Source organism: Actinotalea endophytica (genome assembly GCF_025717005.1).
Taxonomy (GTDB): Bacteria; Actinomycetota; Actinomycetes; order Actinomycetales; family Cellulomonadaceae; genus Actinotalea.
Genome location: NZ_JAOVZU010000002.1, coordinates 399185 through 424080, shown reverse-complemented (window position 1 = coordinate 424080; position 24896 = coordinate 399185). Strand labels below are relative to the sequence as shown.

The 24896-nt window shown below is 71.9% G+C and carries 24 protein-coding genes and 2 riboswitches; of the genes, 7 read left to right on the top strand and 17 right to left on the bottom strand.

Going from position 1 to position 24896, the window contains the following annotated elements:
• Window positions 1-14 precede the first annotated feature (14 nt).
• Window positions 15-368 carry an MTH938/NDUFAF3 family protein gene (locus OEB99_RS05180; RefSeq protein ID WP_263508770.1) on the bottom strand — a complete coding sequence of 118 codons (354 nt, stop codon included), beginning with the start codon at window positions 366-368 and terminating at the stop codon, window positions 15-17.
• Window positions 365-832 (bottom strand): nitroreductase family deazaflavin-dependent oxidoreductase, encoded by a 468-nt coding sequence (locus OEB99_RS05175; protein WP_263508769.1) that lies wholly within the window; start codon window positions 830-832, stop codon window positions 365-367. Before OEB99_RS05175 ends, OEB99_RS05180 begins: the two co-directional genes overlap by 4 nt.
• A gap of 208 nt (window positions 833-1040) precedes the next feature.
• Between OEB99_RS05175 and OEB99_RS05170 the strand changes: the two genes are divergently transcribed.
• A complete protein-coding gene (locus OEB99_RS05170) occupies window positions 1041-1283 on the top strand; it encodes a hypothetical protein (RefSeq protein ID WP_263508768.1) in 243 nt (80 codons plus the stop codon).
• Between the two features lie 97 nt (window positions 1284-1380).
• Here the strand turns inward: OEB99_RS05170 and OEB99_RS05165 are convergent, their stop codons facing one another.
• Both OEB99_RS05165 and OEB99_RS05160 read right to left on the bottom strand, forming a co-directional pair.
• Entirely contained in the window at window positions 1381-1839 is a 459-nt protein-coding gene (locus tag OEB99_RS05165; protein ID WP_263508767.1) for a DUF5956 family protein, read from the bottom strand.
• A 266-nt stretch (window positions 1840-2105) separates the two neighbouring features.
• Complete coding sequence (locus tag OEB99_RS05160; protein WP_263508766.1) at window positions 2106-2939, bottom strand: alpha/beta hydrolase family protein; 834 nt, start codon at window positions 2937-2939, stop codon at window positions 2106-2108.
• Window positions 2940-3403: 464 nt separating this feature from the next.
• Here OEB99_RS05160 and OEB99_RS05155 point away from each other — a divergent pair, with 464 nt between their 5' ends.
• Entirely contained in the window at window positions 3404-3703 is a 300-nt protein-coding gene (locus tag OEB99_RS05155) for a hypothetical protein (RefSeq protein WP_263508764.1), read from the top strand.
• 73 nt (window positions 3704-3776) lie between these two features.
• Here OEB99_RS05155 and OEB99_RS05150 read toward each other — a convergent pair whose 3' ends face one another.
• Genes OEB99_RS05150 through OEB99_RS05135 form a run of 4 tightly spaced genes read right to left on the bottom strand, consistent with a single transcriptional unit; the run spans window position 3777 to window position 6722 of the window.
• Entirely contained in the window at window positions 3777-4553 is a 777-nt protein-coding gene (locus tag OEB99_RS05150) for an ABC transporter ATP-binding protein (protein WP_263508762.1), read from the bottom strand.
• Window positions 4531-5544 (bottom strand): ABC transporter substrate-binding protein, encoded by a 1014-nt coding sequence (locus tag OEB99_RS05145; protein ID WP_263508761.1) that lies wholly within the window; start codon window positions 5542-5544, stop codon window positions 4531-4533. Before OEB99_RS05145 ends, OEB99_RS05150 begins: the two co-directional genes overlap by 23 nt.
• Before the next feature lie 56 nt (window positions 5545-5600).
• Window positions 5601-6377, bottom strand: coding sequence for an ABC transporter permease (locus tag OEB99_RS05140; RefSeq protein ID WP_263508760.1), 777 nt, complete (start codon window positions 6375-6377; stop codon window positions 5601-5603).
• A gap of 51 nt (window positions 6378-6428) precedes the next feature.
• On the bottom strand, window positions 6429-6722 hold the full coding sequence (locus OEB99_RS05135; protein WP_263508759.1) for a thiamine-binding protein: 294 nt from the start codon (window positions 6720-6722) through the stop codon (window positions 6429-6431).
• 102 nt (window positions 6723-6824) lie between these two features.
• A riboswitch (TPP riboswitch) is annotated at window positions 6825-6944 on the bottom strand.
• Between the two features lie 84 nt (window positions 6945-7028).
• Here OEB99_RS05135 and OEB99_RS05130 point away from each other — a divergent pair.
• The 3 genes from OEB99_RS05130 to OEB99_RS05120 all read left to right on the top strand — a co-directional run bounded on the left by OEB99_RS05130 (window position 7029) and on the right by OEB99_RS05120 (window position 10323).
• Window positions 7029-7487: a Fur family transcriptional regulator gene (locus OEB99_RS05130; protein WP_318011387.1), complete on the top strand. Its 459-nt coding sequence runs from the start codon at window positions 7029-7031 to the stop codon at window positions 7485-7487.
• Between the two features lie 27 nt (window positions 7488-7514).
• The gene (gene katG, locus OEB99_RS05125; RefSeq protein WP_263508758.1) at window positions 7515-9737 is read left to right on the top strand and encodes a catalase/peroxidase HPI; all 2223 of its coding nucleotides are present in this window, start codon (window positions 7515-7517) and stop codon (window positions 9735-9737) included.
• 88 nt (window positions 9738-9825) lie between these two features.
• On the top strand, window positions 9826-10323 hold the full coding sequence (locus tag OEB99_RS05120; RefSeq protein WP_263508756.1) for a VOC family protein: 498 nt from the start codon (window positions 9826-9828) through the stop codon (window positions 10321-10323).
• A 4-nt stretch (window positions 10324-10327) separates the two neighbouring features.
• Here OEB99_RS05120 and OEB99_RS05115 read toward each other — a convergent pair whose 3' ends face one another.
• From OEB99_RS05115 to OEB99_RS05075, 9 genes are all read right to left on the bottom strand, one after another.
• Complete coding sequence (locus OEB99_RS05115) at window positions 10328-11065, bottom strand: nucleotide-binding protein (RefSeq protein ID WP_263508754.1); 738 nt, start codon at window positions 11063-11065, stop codon at window positions 10328-10330.
• A 34-nt stretch (window positions 11066-11099) separates the two neighbouring features.
• On the bottom strand, window positions 11100-12362 hold the full coding sequence (locus tag OEB99_RS05110; protein ID WP_263508753.1) for an RNA polymerase sigma factor: 1263 nt from the start codon (window positions 12360-12362) through the stop codon (window positions 11100-11102).
• Window positions 12359-12745: a YciI family protein gene (locus OEB99_RS05105; protein WP_263508751.1), complete on the bottom strand. Its 387-nt coding sequence runs from the start codon at window positions 12743-12745 to the stop codon at window positions 12359-12361. Before OEB99_RS05105 ends, OEB99_RS05110 begins: the two co-directional genes overlap by 4 nt.
• 29 nt (window positions 12746-12774) lie before the next feature.
• Window positions 12775-13134 carry a YciI family protein gene (locus OEB99_RS05100; protein ID WP_263508749.1) on the bottom strand — a complete coding sequence of 120 codons (360 nt, stop codon included), beginning with the start codon at window positions 13132-13134 and terminating at the stop codon, window positions 12775-12777.
• Window positions 13135-13268: 134 nt separating this feature from the next.
• A complete protein-coding gene (locus OEB99_RS05095; protein WP_263508747.1) occupies window positions 13269-14255 on the bottom strand; it encodes a ribonucleotide-diphosphate reductase subunit beta in 987 nt (328 codons plus the stop codon).
• A 130-nt stretch (window positions 14256-14385) separates the two neighbouring features.
• Window positions 14386-16989, bottom strand: a complete 2604-nt coding sequence (locus OEB99_RS05090) for a ribonucleoside-diphosphate reductase subunit alpha (RefSeq protein WP_263508746.1) — start codon at window positions 16987-16989, stop codon at window positions 14386-14388.
• Between the two features lie 106 nt (window positions 16990-17095).
• Window positions 17096-17318, bottom strand: a riboswitch (cobalamin riboswitch).
• An 8-nt stretch (window positions 17319-17326) separates the two neighbouring features.
• Entirely contained in the window at window positions 17327-18016 is a 690-nt protein-coding gene (locus OEB99_RS05085; protein WP_263508745.1) for a nitroreductase family deazaflavin-dependent oxidoreductase, read from the bottom strand.
• A gap of 177 nt (window positions 18017-18193) precedes the next feature.
• Complete coding sequence (locus tag OEB99_RS05080) at window positions 18194-19765, bottom strand: outer membrane protein assembly factor BamB family protein (protein ID WP_263508743.1); 1572 nt, start codon at window positions 19763-19765, stop codon at window positions 18194-18196.
• Window positions 19766-20136: 371 nt separating this feature from the next.
• A complete protein-coding gene (locus tag OEB99_RS05075) occupies window positions 20137-22680 on the bottom strand; it encodes a prealbumin-like fold domain-containing protein (RefSeq protein ID WP_263508742.1) in 2544 nt (847 codons plus the stop codon).
• 245 nt (window positions 22681-22925) lie between these two features.
• Here OEB99_RS05075 and OEB99_RS05070 point away from each other — a divergent pair, with 245 nt between their 5' ends.
• Together OEB99_RS05070 and OEB99_RS05065 are read left to right on the top strand one after the other, a co-directional pair.
• On the top strand, window positions 22926-24554 hold the full coding sequence (locus OEB99_RS05070) for a glycosyltransferase family 2 protein (protein ID WP_263508740.1): 1629 nt from the start codon (window positions 22926-22928) through the stop codon (window positions 24552-24554).
• On the top strand, window positions 24554-24871 hold the full coding sequence (locus tag OEB99_RS05065) for a hypothetical protein (RefSeq protein WP_263508738.1): 318 nt from the start codon (window positions 24554-24556) through the stop codon (window positions 24869-24871). The genes OEB99_RS05070 and OEB99_RS05065 overlap by 1 nt, the downstream gene beginning before the upstream one ends.
• The last annotated feature ends 25 nt before the right edge of the window (window positions 24872-24896 follow it).

Genomic DNA, 24896 nt, shown 5'->3' with positions numbered 1-24896 from the left:
GCCAGGCTGCACCGTCAGCACGTCACGTGCAGCACCGCGTTGACGGCCGGGTCCTCCAGCCCATCCAGCAACCGGCACGCCTCCTCGGTCGGGACCGCGACGACACGCACCCCCCGCCTCGCCGCCTCGTCCACCACCTCCGGCACGATCGGCAGCGCACCGTCCACGCCGGTCCCGACGATCAGCGTCGTCCCGCCCCAGGGCAGGCCCTCAGCCGGAGACAACGGCGTGTGCCCGTACTGCGCCCTGAGCGGCTTCGACGCCTTCTTGCTGCGTCGGCGCACCACACCGGCGTCGATCACGACGTCGTGCGGGTAGACCTGTCCGTCGATCTCGATCTCACCGAACCCGAGCAGTCGAGCCTTCACCGGTCCTCCACCGTGATCGCGAGGGCCGTCTTGCCGTGGGCGAACCGCTCCAAACGGTCGCGGTCCGCCCACGGCGGGACCCCCTCGAGCATCATGATCAGCGGGATCATCACGGGGTGCCGTCGGCGGCGCAGCTCGAGCACGTCCGCGACCTCGGCCGTCTCCACGACGGGCCGCGCCATCCCGCTCTGCGCGCGCCCGCGCACCTGCACCGTCACGTGCGGGTCGGCCACGGCGTTGCGGAACCAGTCCGCCTGCTCGCCCCTCGCCGACGCGACCACGTAGCCCTCGTCGGTCCGCTCGTACTGCAGCGGCGTGGCCCGCGGCAGACCGCTGCGGCGACCGGTCGTGGTGAGCACGAGGACGACCCTGCTCGGGCCGCGCCCGCTCGCGACGAGCCGCGCCACCCGCCCGTTCATCCGGCGCATGCCGCGCCACACCAGCGGTGGCCGCCGCGCACCCATCGCCCGCCTCCTCCCGACGTACCTCAGTGATCAATCTCCGCCCTCGGCCGACTCGCCGCGAGGGGCCGACGTCCCCGACGCCCCGGCATCTCCGCTCGACGGCAGCCGTGCAGACCTCGAGCCGGGCAACGCACGGGCCGATTCCTCTGATGGTCGAAGGGGGCAGGGATGAGACCGACCGCACCGGTGGTGCGCCGACTACGTCGCGATGCCGCCACTCCAGTGGGGCGTCGACCACCAGCACCGCGCAGTGTCCGACGACGGCACGCTGGCCGCTCTGCTCGACCCACCGGTGGAGGAGGACGACCTGGTCGAGATCCGGGACCACGACCTCGTGCGCGCGACGGCGACGGCGACCGTGGTCAACAACGAGTTCGGCAACCGGTGCGTTCGCGTCTCGACCGAGATCGGCGCCCCCGGTCGACGACCCCCATCGTCGTGCAGAACGTGACCCGGGTGTCCGTCCGGGTGAGCTACGTCCACGCGGAGGTGACCCGGATCGACCCCGGTGTCACCGGGAGGTGGTGGCCTGCCGGACTGCCGCACGGTCAGTCCCCGAGAATCCTCGGTACTACCTGCCGGATCACCTCGGCCTGCCGCCGGGCGGCCGCCAGACCGGACGGCGGCGCGTCCGGGTCATGCATGACGGCGTCGTTCACACCTCGATCGAGATCGTCGAAGGTCATGCCGTCCGGCAGCAACACCTCCCACCAGCCGTGCGGCGGCACCGGCACGCCCACGTCGACCAGGGCGGCGTCGATCATCTGCCGGACACTCGCGAGGTCGTCGTCGGTCATCGGCTCCACCGACCTCGTGACCTCACCGTCCGGGCCGACGCACTCCCGGGTCACGAACCGCCGCTCGCGCGCGACGAAGTGCGGGCGCACCCGACCCGGTCCAGCCCCGTACGCCACCAGGGCACCCCAGTCGTTCTCGGGCAGCACGGCCCAGTTGCCGCGCTCGGGCACGTCAGCGCCCAGGATCTGGGCCCACCGATCGCCTGTCACCGGTGCTCCTCAACTCGCGAACGACGGGAACGTGCCGTTGCCACCCGTCGGGCAGGTGAACGTCCGTGTCTGCAAGGTAGGCATCCTGAGCAGAGGCGCGCCATCGCGTGTGTGAAGACGCCCGTCAGCGTGCTGAGGAACGTGCCGCTGTAGCTGCCGATCGGGCTCCCGCAGATCAACGGGCAGGACGGGGCGTGCGGGGCATCGCGCTGGTGCGCTGAGCGTGTCCACGCGGCGGGAGCCCTCGGCACCGCCCACGATCGACCTCAGGCGCCAGGTGGCTCGCCCCAGAGCACCGAGATGGTCCGCTCGACCATCTCGGGCTTGCGCGAGTGCCCTCCGGCCAGCTGCTCGTGCAGCACGGACAGACCGGCGTCCTGCATGCGGAGCTCCATGAGCAGCCCGTTGTCCAGGAAACCGATCGAGCCGTCGTCGAAGGCACCCACCGCGTCGAGGTCGTCGACCAGGTCCTCACCACCACGTGCCCGGATCCACGAGTCGTCGGCCGGCGGGTTCTCCACGTCCCGGTCGACGTCGGTGGACTCGCTCGACCAGAGGTAGGCGACGAACCCGTCGGGGACCGCCCATCGGTCCGCGCCGAGGAACCGGTCGACCGTGTCGGCCGCGGTGGACGAGCCGCCGGCGAACGCGGCGTCCCACTCACCGGCGAAGCCCTCGAAGACCCACTGCCCGTCACCGACCACCATCGCGACCGGCGCGACCACCTCCTGCTCGGGGCACGGGTCCGCACGTGCCACACCGAGCCCGACCCAGGCGGCCGCGTGAGCTCCGGCCGAGAAGCCCTCGACGGTGGTGCGGCCCGGGTCACCGCCATGCGCCGCGGCCACGTCCTGCGCGGCGCCCAGCGCGCACGTCGCGACGTCGAAGTAGGCGCCCTCGACGTAGTCCGACGCGCTCAGCACGGCGAGGTTGGACTCGTCCCAGCTCGGGTCGATCCACCGGGGGCCCACCACGACCGCCCCGGCACTCGCCACCGCGGACATGTCGACGGCGCTCGTCCCCGCGGCGGCGCCGTGGAACGTCACCAGGACCGGCCAGCCGCCGTCCACCGGCTCGGCGGGCGCGATGACGTCGACCACCCACGACTCCCCGTCGGGGGTCGTCCACTGCTCCGCGAAGTACTCGGTCGCCAGGGCCTGGCGGGGCGGGTCTGCGGCGCGGCGCCGTCGCCGGGCTCGGGATCACCACCCCCGGCGCACCCCGCGAGCGCCATGGCCATGGCCCCGAGCAGTGGGCCGGTGGTCGCGAACCGTCGTCGCGTCGTCATCGTCGACCAGCTCCCCGACGTCGGCCGTCGCGAGCTCAGGGGCCGACCGGTCGGGCGTCTTCGCCCGCCGGCGCACGGCCGGCGCACTTCCTGGGTAGCGCCGGCTGGGGCGGGCGGCGAGAGGCGAACGTCCCGGTCCCGCCCCCGGCCTCGGCCTCGGCCTCGGACCACCGGTCCACCATGCGAAACGGCTGCATCCGTCCAGCGCACGTCCGCCGTAGCGGGGATGAGGTCCGGAACGAGCCGGGCCCGCGAGATCAACCTCGGGAGTGCCCCATGTTGAAGAAGATCGCGATCGTCACCGCCGCCGTCGCCCTGGGCGCGGGACTCGGCGCAGCACCGGCCGCTGCCGCACCGGCCAACTCAGGCGCGGCGTGCGTCCAGGCGGGCATCGGGACGCTCAAGGAGCTGGGCCTGCTGCAGGCGGCTGCGCAGAAGAAGATCGACTACTCGACCTTGGCCGACCCCGTGAGCGGGCCGATCTTCGCCGACCTGCCCGAGGGCTCCTACCTCTCCCTCGGCCAGGTGGTGAAGCTCCACACCACGAACCCTGAGCTGTTCGCGTGGTGCGGCTGACCACGTTCCCCCTCCCCCGAACCATCGGTCGCGGTCTCGCCGGTCGCACGTCGGCGGGACCGCGACCGGAGGGTCACCCGCCGAGCAGCGCCAGCAGCCTCGCGCGCGCCTCCTCGGCGTCCGCCCCGTCGGTGGGGACGCACTCGACCACCCTGCCGGGCGGGCCGGCCATCACCAGCACCCGGTCGGCGAGCAGCACGGCCTCGTCGACGTCGTGCGTCACGAGCACCACCGCTCCACCGCGCGAACCCGTCCCGACCAGGTCGACGCTGCGCAGCCAGGCGTTCATCCGGCGGCGGGTCAGCGCGTCCAGGCCGGAGAACGGTTCGTCCAGGAGCAGCAGACGCCGGTCCGCGAGCACCGTGCGGACCAGCGCGAGCCGCCGGCGCATGCCCCCGGAGAGCTCGTGCGGCCAGCGACGCTCGCAACCGGCCAGCCCGAACCGCTCGAAGAGCTCGGCCGCACGTGTGCGGGCGAACCCCACGTCCCGCCCGGCGAGCTGAGCGCCGAGCATCGCGTTCGACCAGGCGCGCCGCCACGGGAGCAGGCCGTCGCGCTGCGGCATCCACGCGACGTCCCGCCGCCCGCGGTCCGTCGCGACCTGGACGCTCGACCCCTCGGCTGCCACGAGCGACGGCGGGAGGAGCCCCGCGACGGCGCGGAGCAAGGTGGACTTGCCGCACCCGGACGGCCCGACGACCGCCACGAACTCGCCCGCACGTACGGTCAGGCCGACGTCCTCGAGGATGCGGGGCCCGGACGGTCCGCGGACCTCCACGGTCAGCCGGTCGACCGCGGCCAGGAGGACGTCGCTCGGGGCGCGCCGCTCAGCGCGCGGGAAGGTAGTCATTCGTCCACGTCGCGTCGGTGTCGTACCCGGTCTCGAGGAGGCTGTTGTCCTCGAGGAAGCCGACGAACCCGTCCCACGTCGCCGCGGTCTGCCGGCCCCAGTCGGCGGGGTCGTCGGCGTAGCGGGTAGCGAGGTAGTCGGCGCTCGCGCGGACCAGCGCCGGGTCGAGCTCCGGCGCCGCAGCGAGCAGCGCGTCGGCCGCGGCCACGGGATCGTTCATCGCAGCCTGGTAGCCGCGGGTCAGGACCTCGAGGAAGGTCCGGACCATCTCCGGGTCCGACGACAGCGTCGAGGCGGTCGTCGCGAGCAGCGGCGTGTACCAGTCCGGGATGCACTGCTGGTAGTCACCGAACGGCAGCGTGCCCACGTCCATGCCGTCGATGTCGCGCAGCCGGATCGTGTCCCAGGCGTCGAACACCCACGCGTAGTCGAACTGGTGCTCGCTCAGGCCGATCCGGAAGTCGTCGCTCGCCAGCGGAGCGCTGGTCAGCTCGGTACCACCGCCGTCGCACGCGATGAGCGTCGAGATCAACGCGTTCTCCAGGTCCGAGCCGTAGGTGCCGTACACCTTGCCCGCGAGGTCCCGGGGCCGGGTGATGCCCGAGGATTCCTCGAAGATCAGGCTGGACGTGTTGTGCTCGATGATCGCCGCCACGGAAACCGCGTCCACGCCCTCCTCGCGCGCGGGCACCAGGGACTCGGCGACCGAGTACGCGAAGTCGGCGTGGCCGGTGGCGAGCAGCTGCAGGCCGGAGGTCTCCCCCGGCTCGACGATCGTCACGTCGAGCCCGGCGTCGTCGAACCAGCCGTTCGACTGGGCGAGGTACAGGCCGCTGTGGTTGGTGTTCGGGGTCCAGTCGAGCACCACCGTCACGGGCTGCTTGCCCCCGGCGTCGCCGGGGTGGGCCGTGGCCGGGGCGCACCCGGCCAGCAGGGCCAACGCCGCCGCGGCGACCGCGGCGGGGACGAGGGAGGAACGAGTGAGAGTCATCGGGATCTCCTGGGTCGGGTCGAGAGGGTTGGTCGCGTCGGTCCGGGCGCAGCAGGTCACCCGGGCGCACCCGCCGGGATCCGCCCGCGCGCCCGCGGGCGCCACGGCGTCACCGAGCGCTCGAGCAGCACGACGGCCCCCACCAGCAGTGCCGTGAGGAGCGCCACGACGATCACGCCGACGAGCACCTGGTCGACCGCGTAGGCCTTGCGGGACCGCTGGATGTACACGCCGAGCCCGGACTGCCCGGCGAGGTACTCGGCCACGACGGCGGCCCCGACCGTGTAGGTCGCGGCCACCCGCAGACCCGCCGCGGCGCCGGCCACGGCCCCCGGCAGCCGGACGACCAGGAGCTGTTCCCGGGCGCCTCCGCCCAGCCCCGCGACCACGTCGAGCAGGTCGGTGTCCGCCGAGCGCATCGCCGACGTGGCGGAGACGAACACCGGGAAGAAGACCGTGAGCGCCACCAGCAGCACCTTCGGCAGCAACCCGAAGCCCGCCCACAGGATCAGCAGGGGCGCCAGGACCACCGTCGGCACCGTCTGGGTGAGCAGGACGAGCGGCTCCAGGGCGTCGCCCGCTCGCGGCCGGAGCACCACCCCGAGCGCGAGCACCGTCCCCGCCGCCGCGCCGAGCACGAGCCCGAGGGCGGCTTCGGACAGCGTGGTCGCCACGTGGCCGGGCAGCACGGGAGCCGATCGGATCGCGGCCTGCGCCACGCGTGACGGTGCGGGCAGCACGAAGGGCGCGAGGTCGAGCACCCGGACCGTTGCCTCCCACGCGAGCAGCAGCCCGAGCACCGTCGTCACCGGAAGCAGCACGCGGCGTGTCACCCTGCTCACCACCGCGGGGCGCGAGGCGCCATCAGCGTCGCCGGCCACGGCTCAGCCGCGGAACTTCGCGACGAGGTCCGCGATGCCCGGACCTGCGTCGTCGGCGCCCTCGGACACCTTGATCACGCTGGACGTGGCCTGCGCACCGGCCGCGAGCGTCGCCTCGTGGACCTGCCGCAGCAGCGGCCAGATCCGGTCCGGCGGGCCCTCGACCACGGTGCCCAGGGCGTGCACCTCGTAGGTCAGTCCGGACGCCTGGATCACGGCGATCGCGGCGTCGACGTGGGCGTAGGGAGCGTCGGGCACCCCCGCGGGGCGGGGCTGCACCTGGATCTCGGCGAGCATCGAGTCCTCCGGATGTCGGACCCGGGCGCCCGGACGACGGGACGCGATGTCGACGACACGATCCGGGAGTCCCACGGAGGCTCTCGAGCCCCATGGGCACCGAGCGTCGGCCACAGTGCATCCCTACGCTGGCATTACCCAGGTCAGGTTCGCGGGTCGACGGCGCCGGAATCCCCGGCCGTCCTCTCAGCTCGACTGCCTCGAGCTCCCCGGCATGGCGTCGCCCACCCTAGGGCACGCCGGTGACGGCGGACCACCAGAAGCTCTTCTCTTGAGTCATTCAAGTTTGCGACTTACCGTCATGGGGTGGATCACGCGAGGATCGACCTCGAGCACCTGCTCCGCACCGCCGGGCTCCGGGTGACCGGACCGCGTCTGGCCGTGCTCGACGCGGTCGGCACCCATCCGCACGCCGAGGCCGACCAGATCATCGCCGCCGTACGCGAGAGCGCCCCGCGGGTCTCCCACCAGGCCGTGTACGACTCGCTGAACACGTTCGCCGAGCGCGGTCTGCTGCGCCGCATCCAGCCACGCGGTGCGGTCGCCCGCTACGAGTCGCGGGTCGGCGACAACCACCATCACCTCGTCTGCCGCGGATGTGGGCTGATCCGCGACGTCGACTGCGCCGTCGGTCTCGCGCCCTGCCTGACCCCGGCCAACCGCCACGGCTTCACGATCGACGAGGCCGAGGTCATCTACTGGGGGACGTGCCCGGACTGCGCGGATCGCCGCACCGGGGCGCCGCCCCACGAACTCCGAGAGTGACACCACGCACGACACGCAGGGGGCATCATGACCGAGCTCGACCACCCGACCACCACCACGACCTCGACCGGCACGTCGACCGGCGCCGACGGCTGCCCGGTGGTCCACGGAACCGGCGAACGACCCACCAACGAGCGCTGGTGGCCCGAGCGCCTGAACCTCAAGATCCTCGCCAAGAACCCGGCCGTGGCGAACCCGCTGGGCGCCGACTTCGACTACGCCGCCGCGTTCGCCGCGCTCGACCTCGCCGAGGTCAAGCGGGACATCGCCGCGGTGCAGACCGGCTCGAAGGAGTGGTGGCCGGCCGACTTCGGCCACTACGGGCCGTTCATGATCCGGATGGCCTGGCACAGCGCCGGGACGTACCGCGTCCAGGACGGCCGGGGCGGCGCCGGGTCGGGTCAGCAACGCTTCGCCCCGCTGAACTCCTGGCCGGACAACGTGAGTCTGGACAAGGCGCGACGGCTGCTGTGGCCGGTGAAGAAGAAGTACGGCAAGGCGCTCAGCTGGGCCGACCTGATCGTGCTCGCCGGCAACGTCGCCCTGGAGGAGATGGGTTTCACGACCTTCGGCTTCTCCGGCGGCCGGGTCGACGCCTGGGAGTCGGACGACGACGTGTACTGGGGCCCGGAGTCCGAGTGGCTCGGCGACGAGCGCTACACCGGCGACCGCGAGCTGGACAGCCCGCTCGCCGCCGTCCAGATGGGCCTCATCTACGTGAACCCGGAAGGCCCCAACGGCAACCCGGACCCGCTGGCCTCGGCGCGCGACGTCCGCGACACGTTCGCCCGGATGGCGATGGACGACGAGGAGACCGTGGCCCTGATCGCCGGCGGCCACACCTTCGGCAAGACCCACGGCGCCGGGCCCGCCGACGCGCTGGGTCCCGAACCCGAAGCGGCGCCGATGGAGCAGCTCGGCCTCGGCTGGGTGTCGTCGTACGGCACCGGCACCGGGATCGACGCGATCACCAGCGGCCTCGAGGTCACCTGGACCTACCACCCGACCCGCTGGGACAACGAGTTCCTCGAGATCCTCTTCGGCTACGAGTGGGAGGTGTTCGACTCCCCCGCCGGCGGCAAGCAGTGGCGTCCGGTGAACGGCGGCGGCTCCGGCACGGTGCCCGAGTCGTTCGGCGACGGCACCCGCGAACCACGCATGCTGACGTCCGACCTCGCGCTGCGCGCCGACCCCGTCTACGAGGCGATCTCCCGCCGCTTCCTGGAGCACCCCGACGAGCTCGCCGACGCGTTCGCCCGGGCCTGGTTCAAGCTCACGCACCGCGATCTCGGGCCGGTCTCCCGCTACGTCGGCTCCGAGGTCCCGACCGAGCAGCTGCTCTGGCAGGACCCGCTGCCCGCACGCGACCACGAACCGGTCGACGCCGACGACGTCGCCGCGCTCAAGGCTGCCGTGCTCGACTCCGGGCTGAGCATCCAGCAGCTCGTCACGACCGCCTGGGCCGCGGCGTCGTCGTTCCGCGGCAGCGACCGCCGCGGCGGCGCGAACGGTGCCAGGCTGCGACTCGCCCCGCAGGCCGGCTGGGAGGTCAACGCCCCCGAGCGGCTGGCCCCGGTGCTCGCCCGCCTCGAGTTCATCGCCGCCGACTTCAACGCGGGCTCCTCCGCCACCGCGATCTCCCTCGCAGACCTCATCGTGCTCGCCGGGTCGGCAGCCGTGGAGGCCGCGGCGAAGGCGGCCGGCCACGACGTCACGGTGCCGTTCACGCCGGGCCGGGTGGACGCGAGCCAGGAGCAGACCGACGTGCACTCGTTCTCCTACCTGGAGCCGAGGGCCGACGGTTTCCGCAACTACCTCGCCGCCGGTGCGACGCTGCCGGCCGAGAACCTGCTGGTCGACAAGGCGAATCTGCTCAGCCTCAGTGCGCCGGAGATGACCGTGCTGGTCGGCGGTCTGCGCGCCCTGGGGGCGACCTGGGACGGCTCGGACACCGGCGTGCTCACCGACCGGCCGGGTGTGCTGACCAACGACTTCTTCGTCAACCTGCTCGACCTCGGCACCGAGTGGCACGCCGCCGACGAGGGGTCCACCGGGTTCGTCGGCACCGTCGCGGCGACCGGCCGCACGTGGACCGGCACCCGCGCCGACCTGGTGTTCGGCTCCAACGCCGAGCTGCGGGCCGTCGCCGAGGTCTACGCGTCCGACGACGCCGAGGACCTGTTCGTCGCGGACTTCGTCGCGGCGTGGGTCAAGGTCATGGAGCTCGACCGGTTCGACCTGCACCGCTGACACGGCGCGCGGGTCGGGAGGCGCCGACGACAGCCTCCCGGCCCGTACCAGCGCGGCCACGTGGGTGCCGGCTGGTAGACCTCACGACATGGCCCAGCAGCGCATCACTCTCGAGGGTCCGGCGATCACCGGCCGTGGCCGTTCGCTCAACCCGTTCGCGATCGTCGAGGATGCGGCCGGCTTCATCGCGTTCGCCGAACAGGTCCTCGGCGCGGTGGAGGTCACCGAGGCGCGGACGTCCACACCTGCGGGTCGGCTCATCCACGCCGAGCTGCGGGTGGGCGACTCGGTGCTGCTCCTCGCCGACCCGCAGGAGGGCTGGGGCACCCACCCGGGCCTGTTCCAGGTCTGGGTCGCCGACGTCGACGCCGTGCTCGCGCGGGCCGTCGAGCGTGGCGCCGACCTGGTCACGCCGGCCACGCAGTTCTACGGCTCGGTGACACTCGCGCGGATCCTGGACCCGTGGGGCACCCTGTGGTGGCTCTACCAACCCTCACCCGGCCAGCCCGACCCCCTGCCGGTGTGGGAAGGCGGCTCGGACACGGTCTTCCGGACCCTCGACGAGCACTTCCGAGCCCATCGATGAGCTCTCAGGTCTCGGTGCGCAACACCGTGAACAGCTCGGACTTCCAGACGATGGCGCTCCCGGCGGAGAACTGCACCCGGATCAGTTGATTCTCGGCCGTGGGCGGGTCGTACCCGACGATCCGCCCAGCGCCGTGAATGGGATGGACGGCGATCTCACCGAGGTTTGCCGACACCAATCTCGGGAGGAGCCCCGCCTGCGCGGCAACGATGATTTGGCTCGCGAGACCGGTGTCCAGGCTCGCCTCGACGGTCGGGGCCGCGGCACGGCGCCGCGGGCCGGCCTTCTCGATCCCACCCATGACCAGCGCGAAGGCGTTGGCCATCTCGCTCTTCCACTCGTCGCCGTGAGGTGTCGCGCTCGCTGGCGGCGAGTAGAGGGCATGGACGACGCCGTCCAGGTCGCCGGGAAGCTTGACGGCTTCGTTGCTCTCCGTGAGGACGAAGACACGGTCGCCGCCCAGAATGCCTCTCGCGAAGCCGAGTTCGAACAGAAGGTTGTCACGCGGGGCCATGTACGCGTCACCACGCGACTCGAGGCGGTCATCGGGCGTCAGCAGGACGATGGCGAAATCGGAGCCATCGATCGACTTCTCGATGTTCTCGAGCACGGAGCGACCGATGGTCCCCGTCTCCTCCCACGACCGGATGTCGAGCCGGTGGTGGGCAGCGAGCTTGAACATGCTGGCGATATCGCGCGCTTCTGTGGAATACGCGAGAAAGACGCTCGGACGCCCGTCCATGCTGCGGACTCTAGCCCCGATGTCGGGCGTCGCCCTATCCCCCTTCGGTGACCCCCAACTGCCCCCGACGCCGCGTCAGGTACGCCGCCTCGGCCGTGTTCCCGGCGAGCTCGATCGCCCGGTCGTAGGCCTCCCGAGCCTCCCCGCGGCGCCCGAGCCGCCGCAGCAGCTCGGCCCGGGTCGCGTGCCACGCGTGGTACCCGTCGAGCGGCAGCTTCTCGACGATCGCGAGCGCCACGTCCGGGCCGTCGACCTCGGCGACCGCGACCGCTCGGTTCAGCGCGACCACCGGGGACGGGTCGATCCGCGCCAGCCGGTCGTACAGCGCGACGATCTGCGACCAGTCGGTGTCGCGCACGTCCGGCGCCGCCGTGTGGACCGCGTTGATCGCCGCGAGGAGCTGGTACCGGCCGGGCGGCGGGCCGCCGGCGGCGACGGCGACGACCCGCTCCCGCACCAACCTGTGCCCTTCGTCGACCAGGTCACGGTCCCACGCGCTGCGGACCTGCTCGTCCAGCGTGACCAGCTCGCCGGTCGCCGAGAGCCGGGCCGGGCGGCGCGCCTCGGTCAGCAGCATGAGGGCCAGCAGACCAGTCACCTCACCCCGCCCGACGCCGTCGTCGTCGACGAGTTCGCGCACCAGCCGGGTGAGCCGGATCGCCTCGGCGGTCAGGTCCTCGCGGACGGGGTCCGAGTCGGGCCCGGTGGCGAGGTAGCCCTCGTTGAACACCAGGAACAGCACCGCGAGCACGCCGCCCAGCCGGGCCGGGAGATCCGCTGCCTCCGGCACCCGGTACGGGACGTGGGCGGCCTTGATCTTCGCCTTCGCGCGGGTGATCCGCTGGCCCATCGTCGCTTCCTGCACCAGGAAGGCGCGGGCGATCTCCGGCACGGTCAGACCGCCGACCATGCGCAGCGTCAGCGCGATCCGGGCGTCGGGCGCGAGTGCGGGATGGCAGCACGTGAAGATCAGCCGCAGCCGGTCGTCGTCGATCGCTCCCGTCGGCGCGGCGGGCTCGTCGTCGAACAGCACCTGCGCCTCCTGGTGCTTCTCGTCGCGGCGCGACTCCCGCCGCAGCCGGTCGATCGCCTTGCGGGTCGCCGTGGTGGTGAGCCACGCGCCCGGGTTCGGCGGGACGCCGTCGCGGGGCCAGCGCTCGACGGCTGTCGCGAACGCCTCCGCCGCGGCGTCCTCTGCGGTGTCGAGGTCGCCGAAGCGCCGAGCCACGGCGGCGACCACCCGGGCCCACTCCTCACGGTGGGCCCGGGTGATCGCCTCCTCGACGGCGTCGGTCACGCCTCGAGCATCGCCTTGATGGAGTCCTCGGTGTGGAAGGGCCGCACCTCGACCTTGCCGCGGCAGGCCTTCGAGCCCTCGGCGGCGAGCTTCAGCGCGACGTCCAGGTCCGGCGCCTCGATCACCCAGAAGCCGCCGATGTGCTCCTTGGCCTCCAGGTACGGTCCGTCGGTGAACACCGGCTCGTCGCCCTGGCCGTCGACCACCGTGGCGGTGGTCGCCTGCTCGAGCCCGTCGGCGAACACGAAGTAGCCGTCGGCCACGAGCTTGTCGTTGAACGCCCCGGTGTCCTCGAACGCCTGGAGCATGGCCTCCTTGGAGGGGTAGTCGCCGAACTGGTTGCGCTCGGCCGGTCCGTACACGGACAGCAGGTACTTGGGCATGTCGTCTCCTTCGTCGGTCGCCGTGGCGCTCAGCGGTTCAGGAACTCGGTGACCATCGGGTCGGGCAGGAACTCGCGGACCTCCTGCGCGCACCGGCAGGCGACCGCGACCTTCTTCGCCCACTCGACGGCCTCGTCCCGGGAGGGGACGTCGACCACCATGACGCCGCCGACCATCTCCTTGGTCTCCGGGTACGGGCCGTCGGTCACCGACCCGTCGACGCCGACCAGCGTGGTCGGGTCGTCGTCGCCGATGCCGCCCGTGAAGACGAGCGCCCCGGCATCGATGGCCTCCCGGCACACCGCACGAGCCGCGTCGGCGACGGCGGGCAGGTCCTCCTCGGGGAAGGTCATCCACCCGCGGTCGAACGAGATCAGGTACAGCGCCACGTCTGACTCCTCGGTCCGGGCGGCCCGGTCGGCCGCCTCTCACCCATGCAACGAACGGACCTGCCGCGATCCGACAGCGTCACGAACATTTCTCTCAGGAAGTTCGCCGGAGCGCGCGGCGGACGTTCGGGTGGTCACGAGGACGTCGCACGCGCGTTGACCTCGTACGAGGTGTTGGTCGCCTCGAAGAAGTTGACCAGCTGAAGGGTGTCGTTGGCCGTGGCCATCCACTTGGCCGGGTTCGTCGCACCGAACTCGGCGTCGAAGCCGAGCTCCTCGAGGCGCCGGTCGGTGAGGTACCTGACGTACTGGTTCACGTACTCGGCGTTCAGCCCGAGGATGCCGCGCGGGAACATGTCGCGGTTGTACGCCTCCTCCATCTCGACCGCGGACAGGATCATCTGACGAACTTCCTCGGCGAATTCCGGGGTCTGCAGGTCGTCGTTCTCGGCGAGCACGGTGAGGATGAGGTTGATGCCGAACTGCAGGTGCAACGACTCGTCACGGATGATCCAGTCCATCAACGAGCCGAAGTTGCGCAGCAGGTTCCGCTGCCGGAAGGACAGCGCGACCATGAAGCCGGAGTAGAACCAGATCCCCTCGAGGATGATGTTGTAAGCGATCAGGTTCCGGACGAAGTCCTTCTTGCCCTCGGTGGTCGAGATGTCGAGCGTGTCGGTGGCCATCCGCTGGATGAACCGGGTCTCGAACTCCTCCTTGGCCGCCATCGACGGCACCGTGACGTGGTTGGAGTAGGCGGCCTCGCGGTCGATCGGGAAGGTCTCCAGGACGTACTCGAACGCCATGGTGTGGTTCGCCTCCTCCCACATCTGCTTGGCCAGGTACAGGTGACCCTCGGGCGCGTTGACGTAGGGGTAGACGCCGAAGGCGAGCGCCTTGTTCACCAGCAGCTCGTTCGGGTTGAAGTACGAGACCAGGTGGACGAGGGCGTGCTTCTCGTCATCGGTCATCCTCGCGAAGTCGGCCAGGTCCTCACCCAGCTGGATCTCGTTGGGGAACCAGGTGTTCGCGACGGCCTGGTCGTACAGGTCCATCGCCCACTGGTAGGTCACGGGCTTGAGCAGCAGTCCGTCCTGGATGCCGGAACCGAGGATGGGCATGGGTGTCTCCTTGAGGGTCGGAAGGGTTGGTGACGGGCGCCGTCGGTCGGACGGCGCCCAGGGTGATCCGCGGGCCGAGCGACGGGCCCGGCGCATGAGCGGTGGAGCGGTGGAGCGGCAGGTCAGCCGGTCACTGGCAGGACTCGCACTGCAGGCGTTCCATCGGGTCGACGGGGCACGCGACGCCGTCCACGGTCTCGATCACGTCGAGCACCGGCGGAGCCGCGGCCTGCGGTGGCGCCGAGGCGGCCGCGGCCGGGCCGGGCGTGCTGAGCCCCTTCCGCGCCGCCGCGAAGCCCGTTCGCGCCGGACCGTCGGCGACGGCGCTGCCCCGGCCCGAGGCCGTCCCGGTGGTGTTCAGGTTCTCCGTCTTGTTGACCCGCACGGTCGACTGCTCGGCCGTGTGCCGCGGCTTCATGTGCAGGTAGTACGTGGTCTTGACGCCCTTGCGCCAGGCCGTGGCGTACAGCTCCGTCATCGCGTCGATCGAGCGGTCCGCGAGGTAGATGTTGCGGGAGATGGCCTGGTCGATCCACTTCTGGGCCCGAGCGGCGACCTCGAGGAACGCGTAGGGCGAGAGCGTGAACGACGTCTTGTAGACCTCCTTGAGCGCATCGGGCACCTCCTCGATCACGGACAGGTCCCCCTGGGCGGCGAGCAGCCGGTCCCGGACCGCCTCCCACAGTCCCAGGCGCTGCAGGTCGGCCACGAGGTTGCGGTTCACCTCCAGGAACTTCCCCGACGAGGTGGCGCGGGAGAAGATCTGCGAGAACTGCGGGTCGATTCCCGGCGTGGTGCCCGCCACCAGGCCGATCGACGCGGTCGGAGCGATCGCCATGAGCGTCGAGTTCCGGATGCCGCCCCGGACCTTGACGCGCAGGGCCTCCCAGTCCATCCGGGTCGTCCGGTCGACGTCCACCGGGACCCCGCGATCGGCCTCGACCTCGGCGAGGGTGTCGAACGGAACCTTGCCCTGCGACCAGCCCGACCCGGCGAACGCCGGGTAGGCACCGCGCTCGCGGGCGAGGTCGGCCGAGGCGTCGATCGCGTGCCAGGACACGAACTCCACGATCCGGTCGATGAGGTCGGCGGCCTCGGCGGTCTCGTAGGCGAGTCCCAGTCGCTCGGCGACGTCGGTGAAACCCATCACGCCGAGCCCGATCGCACGGCTGTCGCGGTTCGCCGCCTCCGACTCGGGCACCGAGGAGATGGTGACGTCGATCAGGTTGTCCAGCTGGCGCACCGCCAGGCGCACCGTGCGGGCCATCCGGTCCCAGTCCAGCTCGCCGTCCACCAGGTGCGTCGCGAGGTTCACCGACGCGAGGTTGCACACGGAGATCGTGTCGCGGTCCTGCGGCAGGCAGATCTCGGTGCACAGGTTGGACAGGTGGATCGTCCCGGTGTTGGTGTTCAGGGCCCGGTTGTTGATCGTGTCCTTCCAGGTCAGCCACGGGTGGGAGGTGGTCTGCAGGGTCACCAGGATCTGCCGGTACTGCTCGCGGGCGCGCACCCGGGAGAACGTGCGCAGCTCGCCGGCCTCGGCCATCGCCACGTACTCGCGGTAGCGCGCCGAGAACGCGGCGCCGGTGAGCTCGACGAGGTCCGGCGTCTCGGCCGGGTCGAACAGGTACCAGTCGGCGTCGGCGTCGACGCGCTTCATGAACTCGTCGGAGATCCACACCGCGGTGTTCGCCGTCCGGGTCCGACGGTAGGGGTCGCCGGAGTTCTGCTTCAGGTCCAGGAACTGGCCGAAGTCCAGGTGCCAGTTCTCCAGGTAGAAGCACAGCGCGCCGAACTTCTTGCCGCCCCGGGACACGGCCCGCAACGTCGAGTCGACGGTGTGCATGAACGGGATCGGTCCGGTCGAGGAGGTGTTGTTCGAGTGGATCGGCGAGCCCTCGGCGCGGAGCTTGGTGACCGCGAGGCCGATGCCACCGGTGCCCTTGGTCAGCCACATGACGTTGCGGACGGTCGTGGCGATGTGCTCGATCTCGTCCTCCATCTGCACCACGAAGCAGTTCGACAGCTGCGGGTAGGACGTCCCGGCGTTGACCAGCGTCGAACCGGCCGGCAGGTACTCCAGGCGCGAGATCGCGTCGTAGAAGGCGAGCGCGGTCGCCGTCGGGTCGGCCTCGTTGAGCGCGAGCCCCATCGCGACGCGCATCCAGAAGTACTGCGGCACCTCCAGCGGCTGCTTGGCGTGGTCGTGGACCATGTAGCGGTTCCGCATGGTGGCGGTGCCCACGTACCGCAGCACCTCGTCCCTGGTGGGGTCGAGCGCCGCCGCCAGGGCGTCCAGGTCGAACAGGCGGGCGAGCCGGGCGTCCAGGACCCCGTCGTCGACGGCGTCGCGGACGTACCCCGGGAACCGCGCACGGTGCAGGAGCGCGAGCTCGACGTCGGTCCGGTACCCGCCGAGGACCCGCTTGTAGATCACCTTCCGCAGCAGCCGCGCAGCGATCGTGTCGAAGTCCGGGTCGTCCTTGACGTTCTGCACGGCGACGCCGATCGCGGCCTCGTCCAGCTGCTCCGACGTGATCCCGTCGAAGAGCGTGATGGTCAGCTCGGAGGCGATCTGGGTCACCTTGGCGATCGGGTCGGTCAGGCCGTAGGTCACGCGCTCGATCGCGCGGTTGATCCGGTCGGCGTCGTAGGGCTCGCGGGAGCCGTCCCGCTTGACGACGTGCAGGCGGGTGCCGGCCGGTGACGGGCGGCTGGGTGCGGTGAGGGTCATGTCGTGCTCCTGGTCGAGCCGGAGGCACCGGCGCCCAGGGACGACGAGGGGTGCGACGCACCCGTCCGCCGAGCCCACCCGAGAGGCTCCGGAACCACGCACGCCGGCGGCGCACGTACCGTCGGCAGGTCTTCGGACTCGTGGGCGCGTCGCGCTGGAGCGCGCGTTCTCCTACCGGCCGCCGCTTCCCAGGCTCACGCCCAGTGCGTCTGACGACTGTCGTTCCCACTCACCGCTGCTGGGCAGTCCCGGACTCGCACCGGGTTCCCTCTTGCGCCACCCGACCGCACCGAAGCGCTGCCGGGTGAACCGTCGGCGCGGACGACTCTACGGCCACTCACACCTCAGCGCCACAACATCTAGTGCATGTCGCAGTTGGAGTCACAAGATGTTGCGTGCATGGCGAGCGCCTGATCCTGCGCCACGCGAGCGCGAGCACCACCGCGGCCGCCGCAGCCTTGACGGCCCAGATCCACGCGAGGTCGGCCTTGAGCGGCGGTGGCCCCTCGTCCGCCGTCCGCTCCAGGAGTCGCAGGTGCAGCCGGTCGGCGTTGCGGAGGAGGTCCTCCTCGGTGTCCTCGATGCCCTCCGAGGTGAGGTAGCTGCGCCAGAACGTCTCGTCGAACCGCCGCAGGTCCGCCGCGAGCGCGAGCACGTCGTCCGCGTCCTCGACCGGGAGCGCGCGCATGACCCGCGTCCGGTCGGACTGGATGGTCACCACGGGGCGAGCCACCAGGTTCCGGTACCACTGGGCACGGCTGCCGTACGGGCACCAGAGGTACGGCCGGCCGTCGAGCTCGTGCAGCGCGACCGGCATGTGGTGCGGGGCCCCGCTCTTGCGGCCGGTGACCGTGAGCATCACGAGGCGGCTGCCGCGGGTGTCGATCCGCGAGACGAGCCGACCGACACCCATCCGCCAGGCCAGCGACGGCAGTGCGAGCGCCTGCCGCAGGCCGGGGAGGTGGGGATGCAGGACGGTCCAGACGTCGAACCGTTCGCTCAGAGTCGCACCACGCTGCGCGCCCACACGTCCACTGTGCTCCGACGTGGTGGACCACGCCTGAGGCCGAGGTCCCCGCGCCGCCCGGAGGGGCCGGCTCGGCAGGCGGCACCGGGGCCCACCCCCGAGGAGTGGGCCCCGGTGCCTCGAGCGGGCCTGGACGATGCTCGGCCCACTGGTCTCCGCGACGGTCAGCCGCTCTCGTCAGTCGGGCAGCGTGAAGGCGTAGAAGGTGTGGTTCGGGGTGCCCGCGAAGATCGAGTACCCCGAGCCCCAGTAGACCATCCCGCGTGAGACGGACGCGCCGGAGTTGCAGGTCCCGCCGGAGGCGAAGCTCCACAGCACCTCACCGGTCGCGGCATCCAGCGCGTACATGTGGCCCTGCGGGTCCAGGGTGCAGCTGAACACCACGCCGTTCGCCGTGGTCACGGCCCCTGACGCACCGCCGGTCGGCGAGGCCTTCTGCCAGAGGATCTGACCGCTCGCCGCGTCGAGCGCGCTCCAGATGCCACTGCTCGTGCTCGTGCCGTCCGGCAGGACCCACGACACGACGTTGCTGTTGGCGTTCGCGGTGTAGACCCGCGTGCCGTCGACCGCGGAGCCCCACTGCAGCCCGCCGTTGATCCCGCCGGGTCCGGTCTGGGTCTCCCAGACGACCTGACCGCTGTCGGGGTCGAGGGCCCAGTACTGACCGCTCTTCTGACCGACGCCCACGACGTCCCTCGGCTTGCCCGTACCGTCGACCTTCACGCTGAACAGCGCCGGCGCCTGGCCGAAGTCGTAGTCCGGTCCTGCGGGGTCGGGGCAGTTGGCACCCGATCCGAAGAACGGGATGCAGTCGACGTTCCAGGCGTCGAACGGAACGGCCTTGGTGGCCCACCTGATCGCGCCGGTCTTCATGTCGAGCGCGAGGACCGAGTCGAACAGGTCGTTCGGCGAGAGGCACGCCTGCATGGCTCCGGGGTCACCACCGGCGGCGGCGACACACGCCTGGACGTCGTCGGGAACCGAGTAGTTGTTGCCGGTCGCGATGTAGACCTGCCCACGCTTGGTGTCGATCGCCGGCGAGCTGCCCCACACCGAGCCGCCGCTGTACCCGGCGGGGACCGTGTAGGTCCGCCACAGGATCGCGCCGGTCTGCTCGTCGAGGGCCAGCATGCTGCCGCGGAACGAGCAGCACTCGTAGTTCGGGATCAGCGCCGCCAGCGCCTCCTCCGCGGAGGACACGCCGACGTACACGACGCCGTCGAACACCGTCGCGGACTGGGTGATCATCGCGGCGGCGTGCGAGTCGGCGACCGTCACCCACAGCACCTGGCCGGTGAACTTGTCGAAGGCGATCACCTGGCCGCCGCCGCCCAGTGGTCCGAGGGTGCCGACGATCACCTTGTCGTCGGTGACGGCCGGCGTCGCGCGCGCCTTGTCACCGGGGATGCCGGTGATCGCCGGGATGCTGGCGACCCACAGCGGGGCGCCGGTGAGCCGGTCGACGGCGTTCAGGTTCCCGCCCCAGTCCGGGAAGTACACGGTGTCCGCGTCGACCGCCGGCGTCGCGGAGACGTCACCGGCGGCCTCGTAGGTCCAGGCGACCTCGAGGTCCGCCACGGTGGCAGGTCCGATCTTGCTCTCGGACGACTGGTACCGCGTGTTCTGCCGGTCACCCCCGGCGGAGGTCCAGAGCGAGCCCCCTGCTGCGCCGGCTGCGCCGACGGGGACCATCAGAGCTCCCACCACGAGCGTCACGAGCGCGATGCCGGTGCGTGGCTTTCGTCGCATTGCCGCCTCCTTGGTCTCCGACCCCGGGGGATCCGGGTCGGTGAGCGGAGCCGCATCGGTGCGACCCCGCCGTCGGCGGGCGCGGCGGGACACTCGCCGCGGGCGCGTTGAGCAAGCCAGGAGCGTGCGGAAGGGGCGGGCGGGACACCGGTGCGGAGGCTTCACCGCGCTCGCGGCCGAGGCCGACCCGACGTCTGGGGGGCCGTCGACCGATCGATGCGAGCGGATTCACGCTAGACCTCTTTGTCCCGCGTTCTTCCGTGACAATTGCACCGGCAGCGGGCGTCGGTCAAGAGGGGGATCCTGCGCGGGCCCGCCGGTGCGCGACGGGACCGGTCCCGCGGTCCAGGCCGAGCGACTGCGGCGTCCTGCTACCGCACCGACCGTGGACCCCAGACGACCTTCAGCACGGCACCCACACTGATGAGCAGCACGCTCAGCAGCCCCAAGGGCCAGCCCGCGAAACCCGAGCTCGCCAGCACGCCACCCGTCGACCCACCGGTCGTCGGGCCGGTCGCCGGGCCGGTCGTGGGGCCGCCGGCGACAGCAGTGTTCGTGACGACGCAGGACGCGCTCTCCCCCGGTGCGACGCTCACGGTGGCCGTCCGGCTCGCGGGGTCGACGACCAGGACGGTGCCGCCGGTGCAGGTGAGGTCGCTGACCGACCAGCCGGGTACAGCCGTCTCGGTCACGGTCCACACCCCTGGCGGCGCGGCCGGTGCGGTGAGCGACGCGGGCAGGTGCTCGTTCTCCGGGTCGTCGGTCGGATCACCGTCGTCGTCGAGCAGCACCGTGCCCGGCGCCGCGTCGGCGTGCCGGACCACGAAGGCGAAGTCCTGATCGGTCTGCGGGTCGGCAACCTTGGTCAGCGTCAGGCTCGCCTGCTTCGTGTTCGTGATGTCGCACGTGACCTGCTCCCCCGGCCGGAGCGTGACCTCGACGCGGCCGCCCGCCACGGTGTCGCCGTTCGAGCAGCTCCCCTCGGCCACCCAGCCGGGCACCGGGATCTCGGCGACCCGGTAGGTGCCCGGGCTCAGGCCCGTGAACGCCTGGGACTCACCGTCGGTGAGCGCGAAGGCACGCGGGCTCAGGCCCGACCCGAGGAACGCGAACGACGGCCCGCCGCCGGGGTCGGTGTGCTTGGTGACGGTGAGCGACGCGGGTGGGATCGGCGCGGGCGCGACCCGGTCGTTCCGGTACAGGCAGGCCGCCACCTGCCCGGGCTCGAGCACCACGGTGGCCGTCGCCGTGGCGAGGTCCGTCGTGGTCGCGCCGGGGCCCACGCAGACCAGGGCGCCGAGCTGCCAGCCGCTCCGCGAGGCCTCGGTGACCGTGTAGGTCGAGCCACCGGCGTCCGGCGTCGTGACGACCGCCTGCACGTCGACGTCGTCCGGCGCGAGCGTGACGGTCCCCGGGTCGGCGCCGGGTCCGGCGACCGTGACGTCGAACGTCGCGCCGGCGGCGCGCGGTGCGGCCTTGGCGACCACGAGCGCCGCCCTCGTCGGGTCCACTGCGCCCGAGTTCACGAACAGGCACACGATCTGCTCACCGGGGTCGACCTGGACCGTCGCCGACGCACCGCCCGTCACCGCCTCGTCGTCGCCGACGCAGCTGACCTCGGTGCTCCAGCCGGCCGTGGCCTGCTCGGTGACGGTCACCTCGTCGTCGGCGGCAACCGGGATGGTGGTGCTCTGGCCCGAGGTGAGGGTGAAGGACGGCAGCACGTCCGCCGGTGCCCGGGTCGCGTCGAACGTGAACGTCGTGCCGTCCTCGGGCTCGGCCTGCTTGACGATGGTCAAGGTGGGCGGGGCGACGTTGGTCAGGGTGCAGGTGGTGCGCTGAGCCGGCACCAGGCTGAACGTGGCTCCCGCGCTCACGTCCACAGTGGCGGGCACGCCCGTCGCAGGATCGACGACCTGGCAGACCATCGATGCGTTGGTCCAGCCGGCGGACAGGCTCGGTTCGGAGAGCGTGTAGTCGGAGCCGCCGAGAAGCCCGTCGACCTCAACCTCCGGCGCGTCCGGCACGGTGAGGTCGCCGACCACGCTCACGTCGCCCGGCCGGACGTCGAGGCCGCCGTCACGGGACACCTCGTACCCGAACGTCACCGACGGACCGGGGTCGGCGGGCACGGTGACCTTGGTGAGCAGCAGCGACCCGCACGCGCCGACCTCGACCGGGCCCGTACCCACGTAGTCCTGCAGCTCGGCGTTCGCGTCGTTACCGGTCTGGCTGAGGACCTCCCCGGAGGTGTACCCCGGGCAGTCGGCGAGTCCGGGCAGCCCGAGCGCGGTGACGTCGAGGGCGAACTCGCCGAACGTCGCGTCGCCCGGCACGTCCACGGCGGCGTCGACGACGCCGGGCCCCGGCGTCGACGTGGTGACCCAGGTGTCGCCGTCCCACTGCAGGATCGTGACGGAGCCGTCGTCGAACTTGACCAGGACGTCGTCCGCCTTGCCGGGCGCCGGGCCCAGCAGCGGCCAGTACATCGACGCCTCACCGTTGGACGAGAACCGCTGCCAGGCCCCGTACAGGATCACGTGGAAGCCGGCCGCGCCGTCGGGCACGGCCTGCGTCGCGGTCCAGACGCGGCACAGGTCGCCCTTGGACACGACGTTGCCGGGGGTCACCTCGGGCGCATCGAGGTCCAGGTCGTCGAGCTTGCCGTCGAGCTGGTCCGGGTCGAGCACCCCGTTGCCGCACGCGTCGTCGACGACGGACAGGTCGAGCACGGCGGACGGCGGGTCGTCCCAGTCGTCCGGTCCGGTGGTGTCCCCGTCGATCGCGAACGCGGTGAGGCCGCCGAGGGCCGCGGACGCCGCCGGCGCGCCGACGATCCCGAGCAGGACGACGGGTGCCAGGGCGGCGAGGAACGCCGTCCCCCGTCGGCGAAGCATGCTGCCCGTCGCGACCATGAGCGCCCCTGCACGTCGTCGGTCCGCACGAGTCTGGCACGGGATCAGCCCGCAGCCCAGACCTTGCCGGTAGCGGTTCACATGCGGGGCTCACCGCCGGCCGGCGCCCGTCCAGCCTCGCCGGCGGCGTCGCGAGCACCGCGATTTCACCCGCCCCCACGGCCGCATCCGGCGCCTCCGCACTCACCCGGCGTCCATTTCTGCCGATTAGTCCCAGGAATCTGACACCCCCTGGACAGGACTCGATGGCACACGAGCTGGACGAGCGGCGCGCGAGCGACACCGACGGCGTCCCCCACGACGTCGCCCTGCGCGCCGCCAAGACCGTGGCGGCCGGTGGCCGCACACCGCACCACACGCACCACGGCGTTCCCCGTCCGGCCCGCCGCTCCGCCTCGACCCCCGAGCCCACCGGCACCGAACCCGGCAGCTTCTCCCGGGCGATCGGACTGGTCATCTTCGGGCTCGTCGCCGTGGCCGCCGCCGCGCTGGTCCTCGCCGCGAGCGCGATCGGCCCGCGCGTCGACGTCGCCCCCACCGAGGGTCTGTTCTTCGGGGTCTGGAGCGTGCTCTACGCGACCGAGGCGCCGACCGCCCACGTCGCGATCTCCGCGATGGCCCTCGCCGTCGCCCTCGGCGCCGGGGTCGCGGTCCTCGAGCTGCGGATCTCCAACCGGTCCCGGCGCTCGACCGACCACAGCACCGACCCGCTGGGCCCGAAGCTCGTCATGGCCCGCACCGCCGGTCACTTCGCCGGCGAGGTCACCATCACCGTGCTGATCCCCGCGCACAACGAGGAGGCGTCCCTGCCCGGGACGATCGCCTCCCTGGTCGGCCAGTCGCACGCACCCGAGCGGATCGTGGTGGTCGCGGACAACTGCACCGACCGGACCGTGGAGATCGCCCGCGCCGCCGGGGTCGACGTGATCGAGACCGTCGGCAACACCCACAAGAAGGCCGGCGCGCTCAACCAGGCGCTGCGCGAGGTGCTCCCGGCCCAGGGCGACAACGACGCCGTGATGGTCATGGACGCCGACACGCGGCTCGACGACGGCTTCCTCGAGGTCGCGGTCGCCCGGCTCACCGCCGACCGCGCGCTGATGGCGATCGGCGGGCTGTTCTACGGCGAGGAGGGCGCCGGGCTGCTGGGCCAGTTCCAGCGCAACGAGTACAGCCGGTACAGCCGCGACATCCGACGCCGGCGCGGCCGGGTGTTCGTGCTGACCGGCACGGCCTCGGTGTTCCGCCCCGCGGCCCTGCGCGCCGTGGCGGAGTCCCGCGGCTCGGCGCTTCCGGGCGTGCCCGGCGACGTGTACGACACGGCCGCCCTCACCGAGGACAACGAGCTCACGATCGCCCTGAAGTCGCTCGGGGCGCTGATGATCTCCCCCAGCCAGTGCACCGTCGTCACCGAGATGATGCCCACCTGGCGCGCCCTGTGGAACCAGCGGCTGCGCTGGCAGCGCGGCGCCCTGGAGAACCTCGCCGCGTACGGCCTGACGCCCAAGACCTTCCGCTACTGGGCCCAGCAGCTGGGCATCGGCTACGGGGTCGTCGCGCTCGCGTCGTACTTCCTGCTGATCCTGATCACGGCGCTCGCCGTGGACTCGTGGATCTGGTTCCCGTTCTGGATGGGCATCGGCGGGCTGTTCGCCGTCGAGCGCGTGGTCTCGGTGTGGGACGGCGGCTGGCGGGCCAGGGTCGTCGGCGCGCTGCTGATCCCCGAGCTCGTGTACGCGACCTTCCTCGACGTCGTCTACGTCAAGGGCGTGCTGGACATCCTGCGCGGCCGGGCCGCCGGCTGGAAGCACGTGACCCGCCCGCCGGGCGAGGACCCCGCGACGGACGCCGCCGAACCGGTGGTGATCGGCTGATGACTCTCCTCGCCCACGCGCTGGTCGGCGGCGCGGTGCGCACCGGCCTGGTGCTGCCCGAGTCGGTCCTGCACAGCGACGCCGTGAAGGTCCTCGCGACCTTCGTCGCCCTCAACACGCTGATGTACGTCACGCTCGCCGTGGTCAAGATCCTGCCGAGGGTCCACCGCCCGGCGTGGATGAGCGGCAGCAACCGCCGCGCCCAGGACCGCAGCATCTACGCGGGCGTGCCGATCCCGGGCCTCGACCTGGGCACGGCCGCCGAGGCGATCACCGACCCGGGCGCGGAGCCCGGCGACGGGCCGCACGACAGCTAGGCCGAGAGGCCCGCTCAGCCGCACG

Excerpts from the sequence above, each read along its gene's own strand:
- OEB99_RS05175 (WP_263508769.1), bottom strand. The coding sequence starts at position 832 with ATGGGTGCGCGGCGGCCACCGCTGGTGTGGCGCGGCATGCGCCGGATG.
- OEB99_RS05170 (WP_263508768.1), top strand. The coding sequence starts at position 1,041 with ATGCCGCCACTCCAGTGGGGCGTCGACCACCAGCACCGCGCAGTGTCC.
- OEB99_RS05155 (WP_263508764.1), top strand. The coding sequence starts at position 3,404 with ATGTTGAAGAAGATCGCGATCGTCACCGCCGCCGTCGCCCTGGGCGCG.
- OEB99_RS05150 (WP_263508762.1), bottom strand. The coding sequence starts at position 4,553 with ATGACTACCTTCCCGCGCGCTGAGCGGCGCGCCCCGAGCGACGTCCTC.
- OEB99_RS05145 (WP_263508761.1), bottom strand. The coding sequence starts at position 5,544 with ATGACTCTCACTCGTTCCTCCCTCGTCCCCGCCGCGGTCGCCGCGGCG.
- OEB99_RS05135 (WP_263508759.1), bottom strand. The coding sequence starts at position 6,722 with ATGCTCGCCGAGATCCAGGTGCAGCCCCGCCCCGCGGGGGTGCCCGAC.
- katG (WP_263508758.1), top strand. The coding sequence starts at position 7,515 with ATGACCGAGCTCGACCACCCGACCACCACCACGACCTCGACCGGCACG.
- OEB99_RS05120 (WP_263508756.1), top strand. The coding sequence starts at position 9,826 with ATGGCCCAGCAGCGCATCACTCTCGAGGGTCCGGCGATCACCGGCCGT.
- OEB99_RS05115 (WP_263508754.1), bottom strand. The coding sequence starts at position 11,065 with ATGGACGGGCGTCCGAGCGTCTTTCTCGCGTATTCCACAGAAGCGCGC.
- OEB99_RS05105 (WP_263508751.1), bottom strand. The coding sequence starts at position 12,745 with ATGCCCAAGTACCTGCTGTCCGTGTACGGACCGGCCGAGCGCAACCAG.
- OEB99_RS05095 (WP_263508747.1), bottom strand. The coding sequence starts at position 14,255 with ATGCCCATCCTCGGTTCCGGCATCCAGGACGGACTGCTGCTCAAGCCC.
- OEB99_RS05090 (WP_263508746.1), bottom strand. The coding sequence starts at position 16,989 with ATGACCCTCACCGCACCCAGCCGCCCGTCACCGGCCGGCACCCGCCTG.
- OEB99_RS05080 (WP_263508743.1), bottom strand. The coding sequence starts at position 19,765 with ATGCGACGAAAGCCACGCACCGGCATCGCGCTCGTGACGCTCGTGGTG.
- OEB99_RS05075 (WP_263508742.1), bottom strand. The coding sequence starts at position 22,680 with ATGGTCGCGACGGGCAGCATGCTTCGCCGACGGGGGACGGCGTTCCTC.
- OEB99_RS05070 (WP_263508740.1), top strand. The coding sequence starts at position 22,926 with ATGGCACACGAGCTGGACGAGCGGCGCGCGAGCGACACCGACGGCGTC.
- OEB99_RS05065 (WP_263508738.1), top strand. The coding sequence starts at position 24,554 with ATGACTCTCCTCGCCCACGCGCTGGTCGGCGGCGCGGTGCGCACCGGC.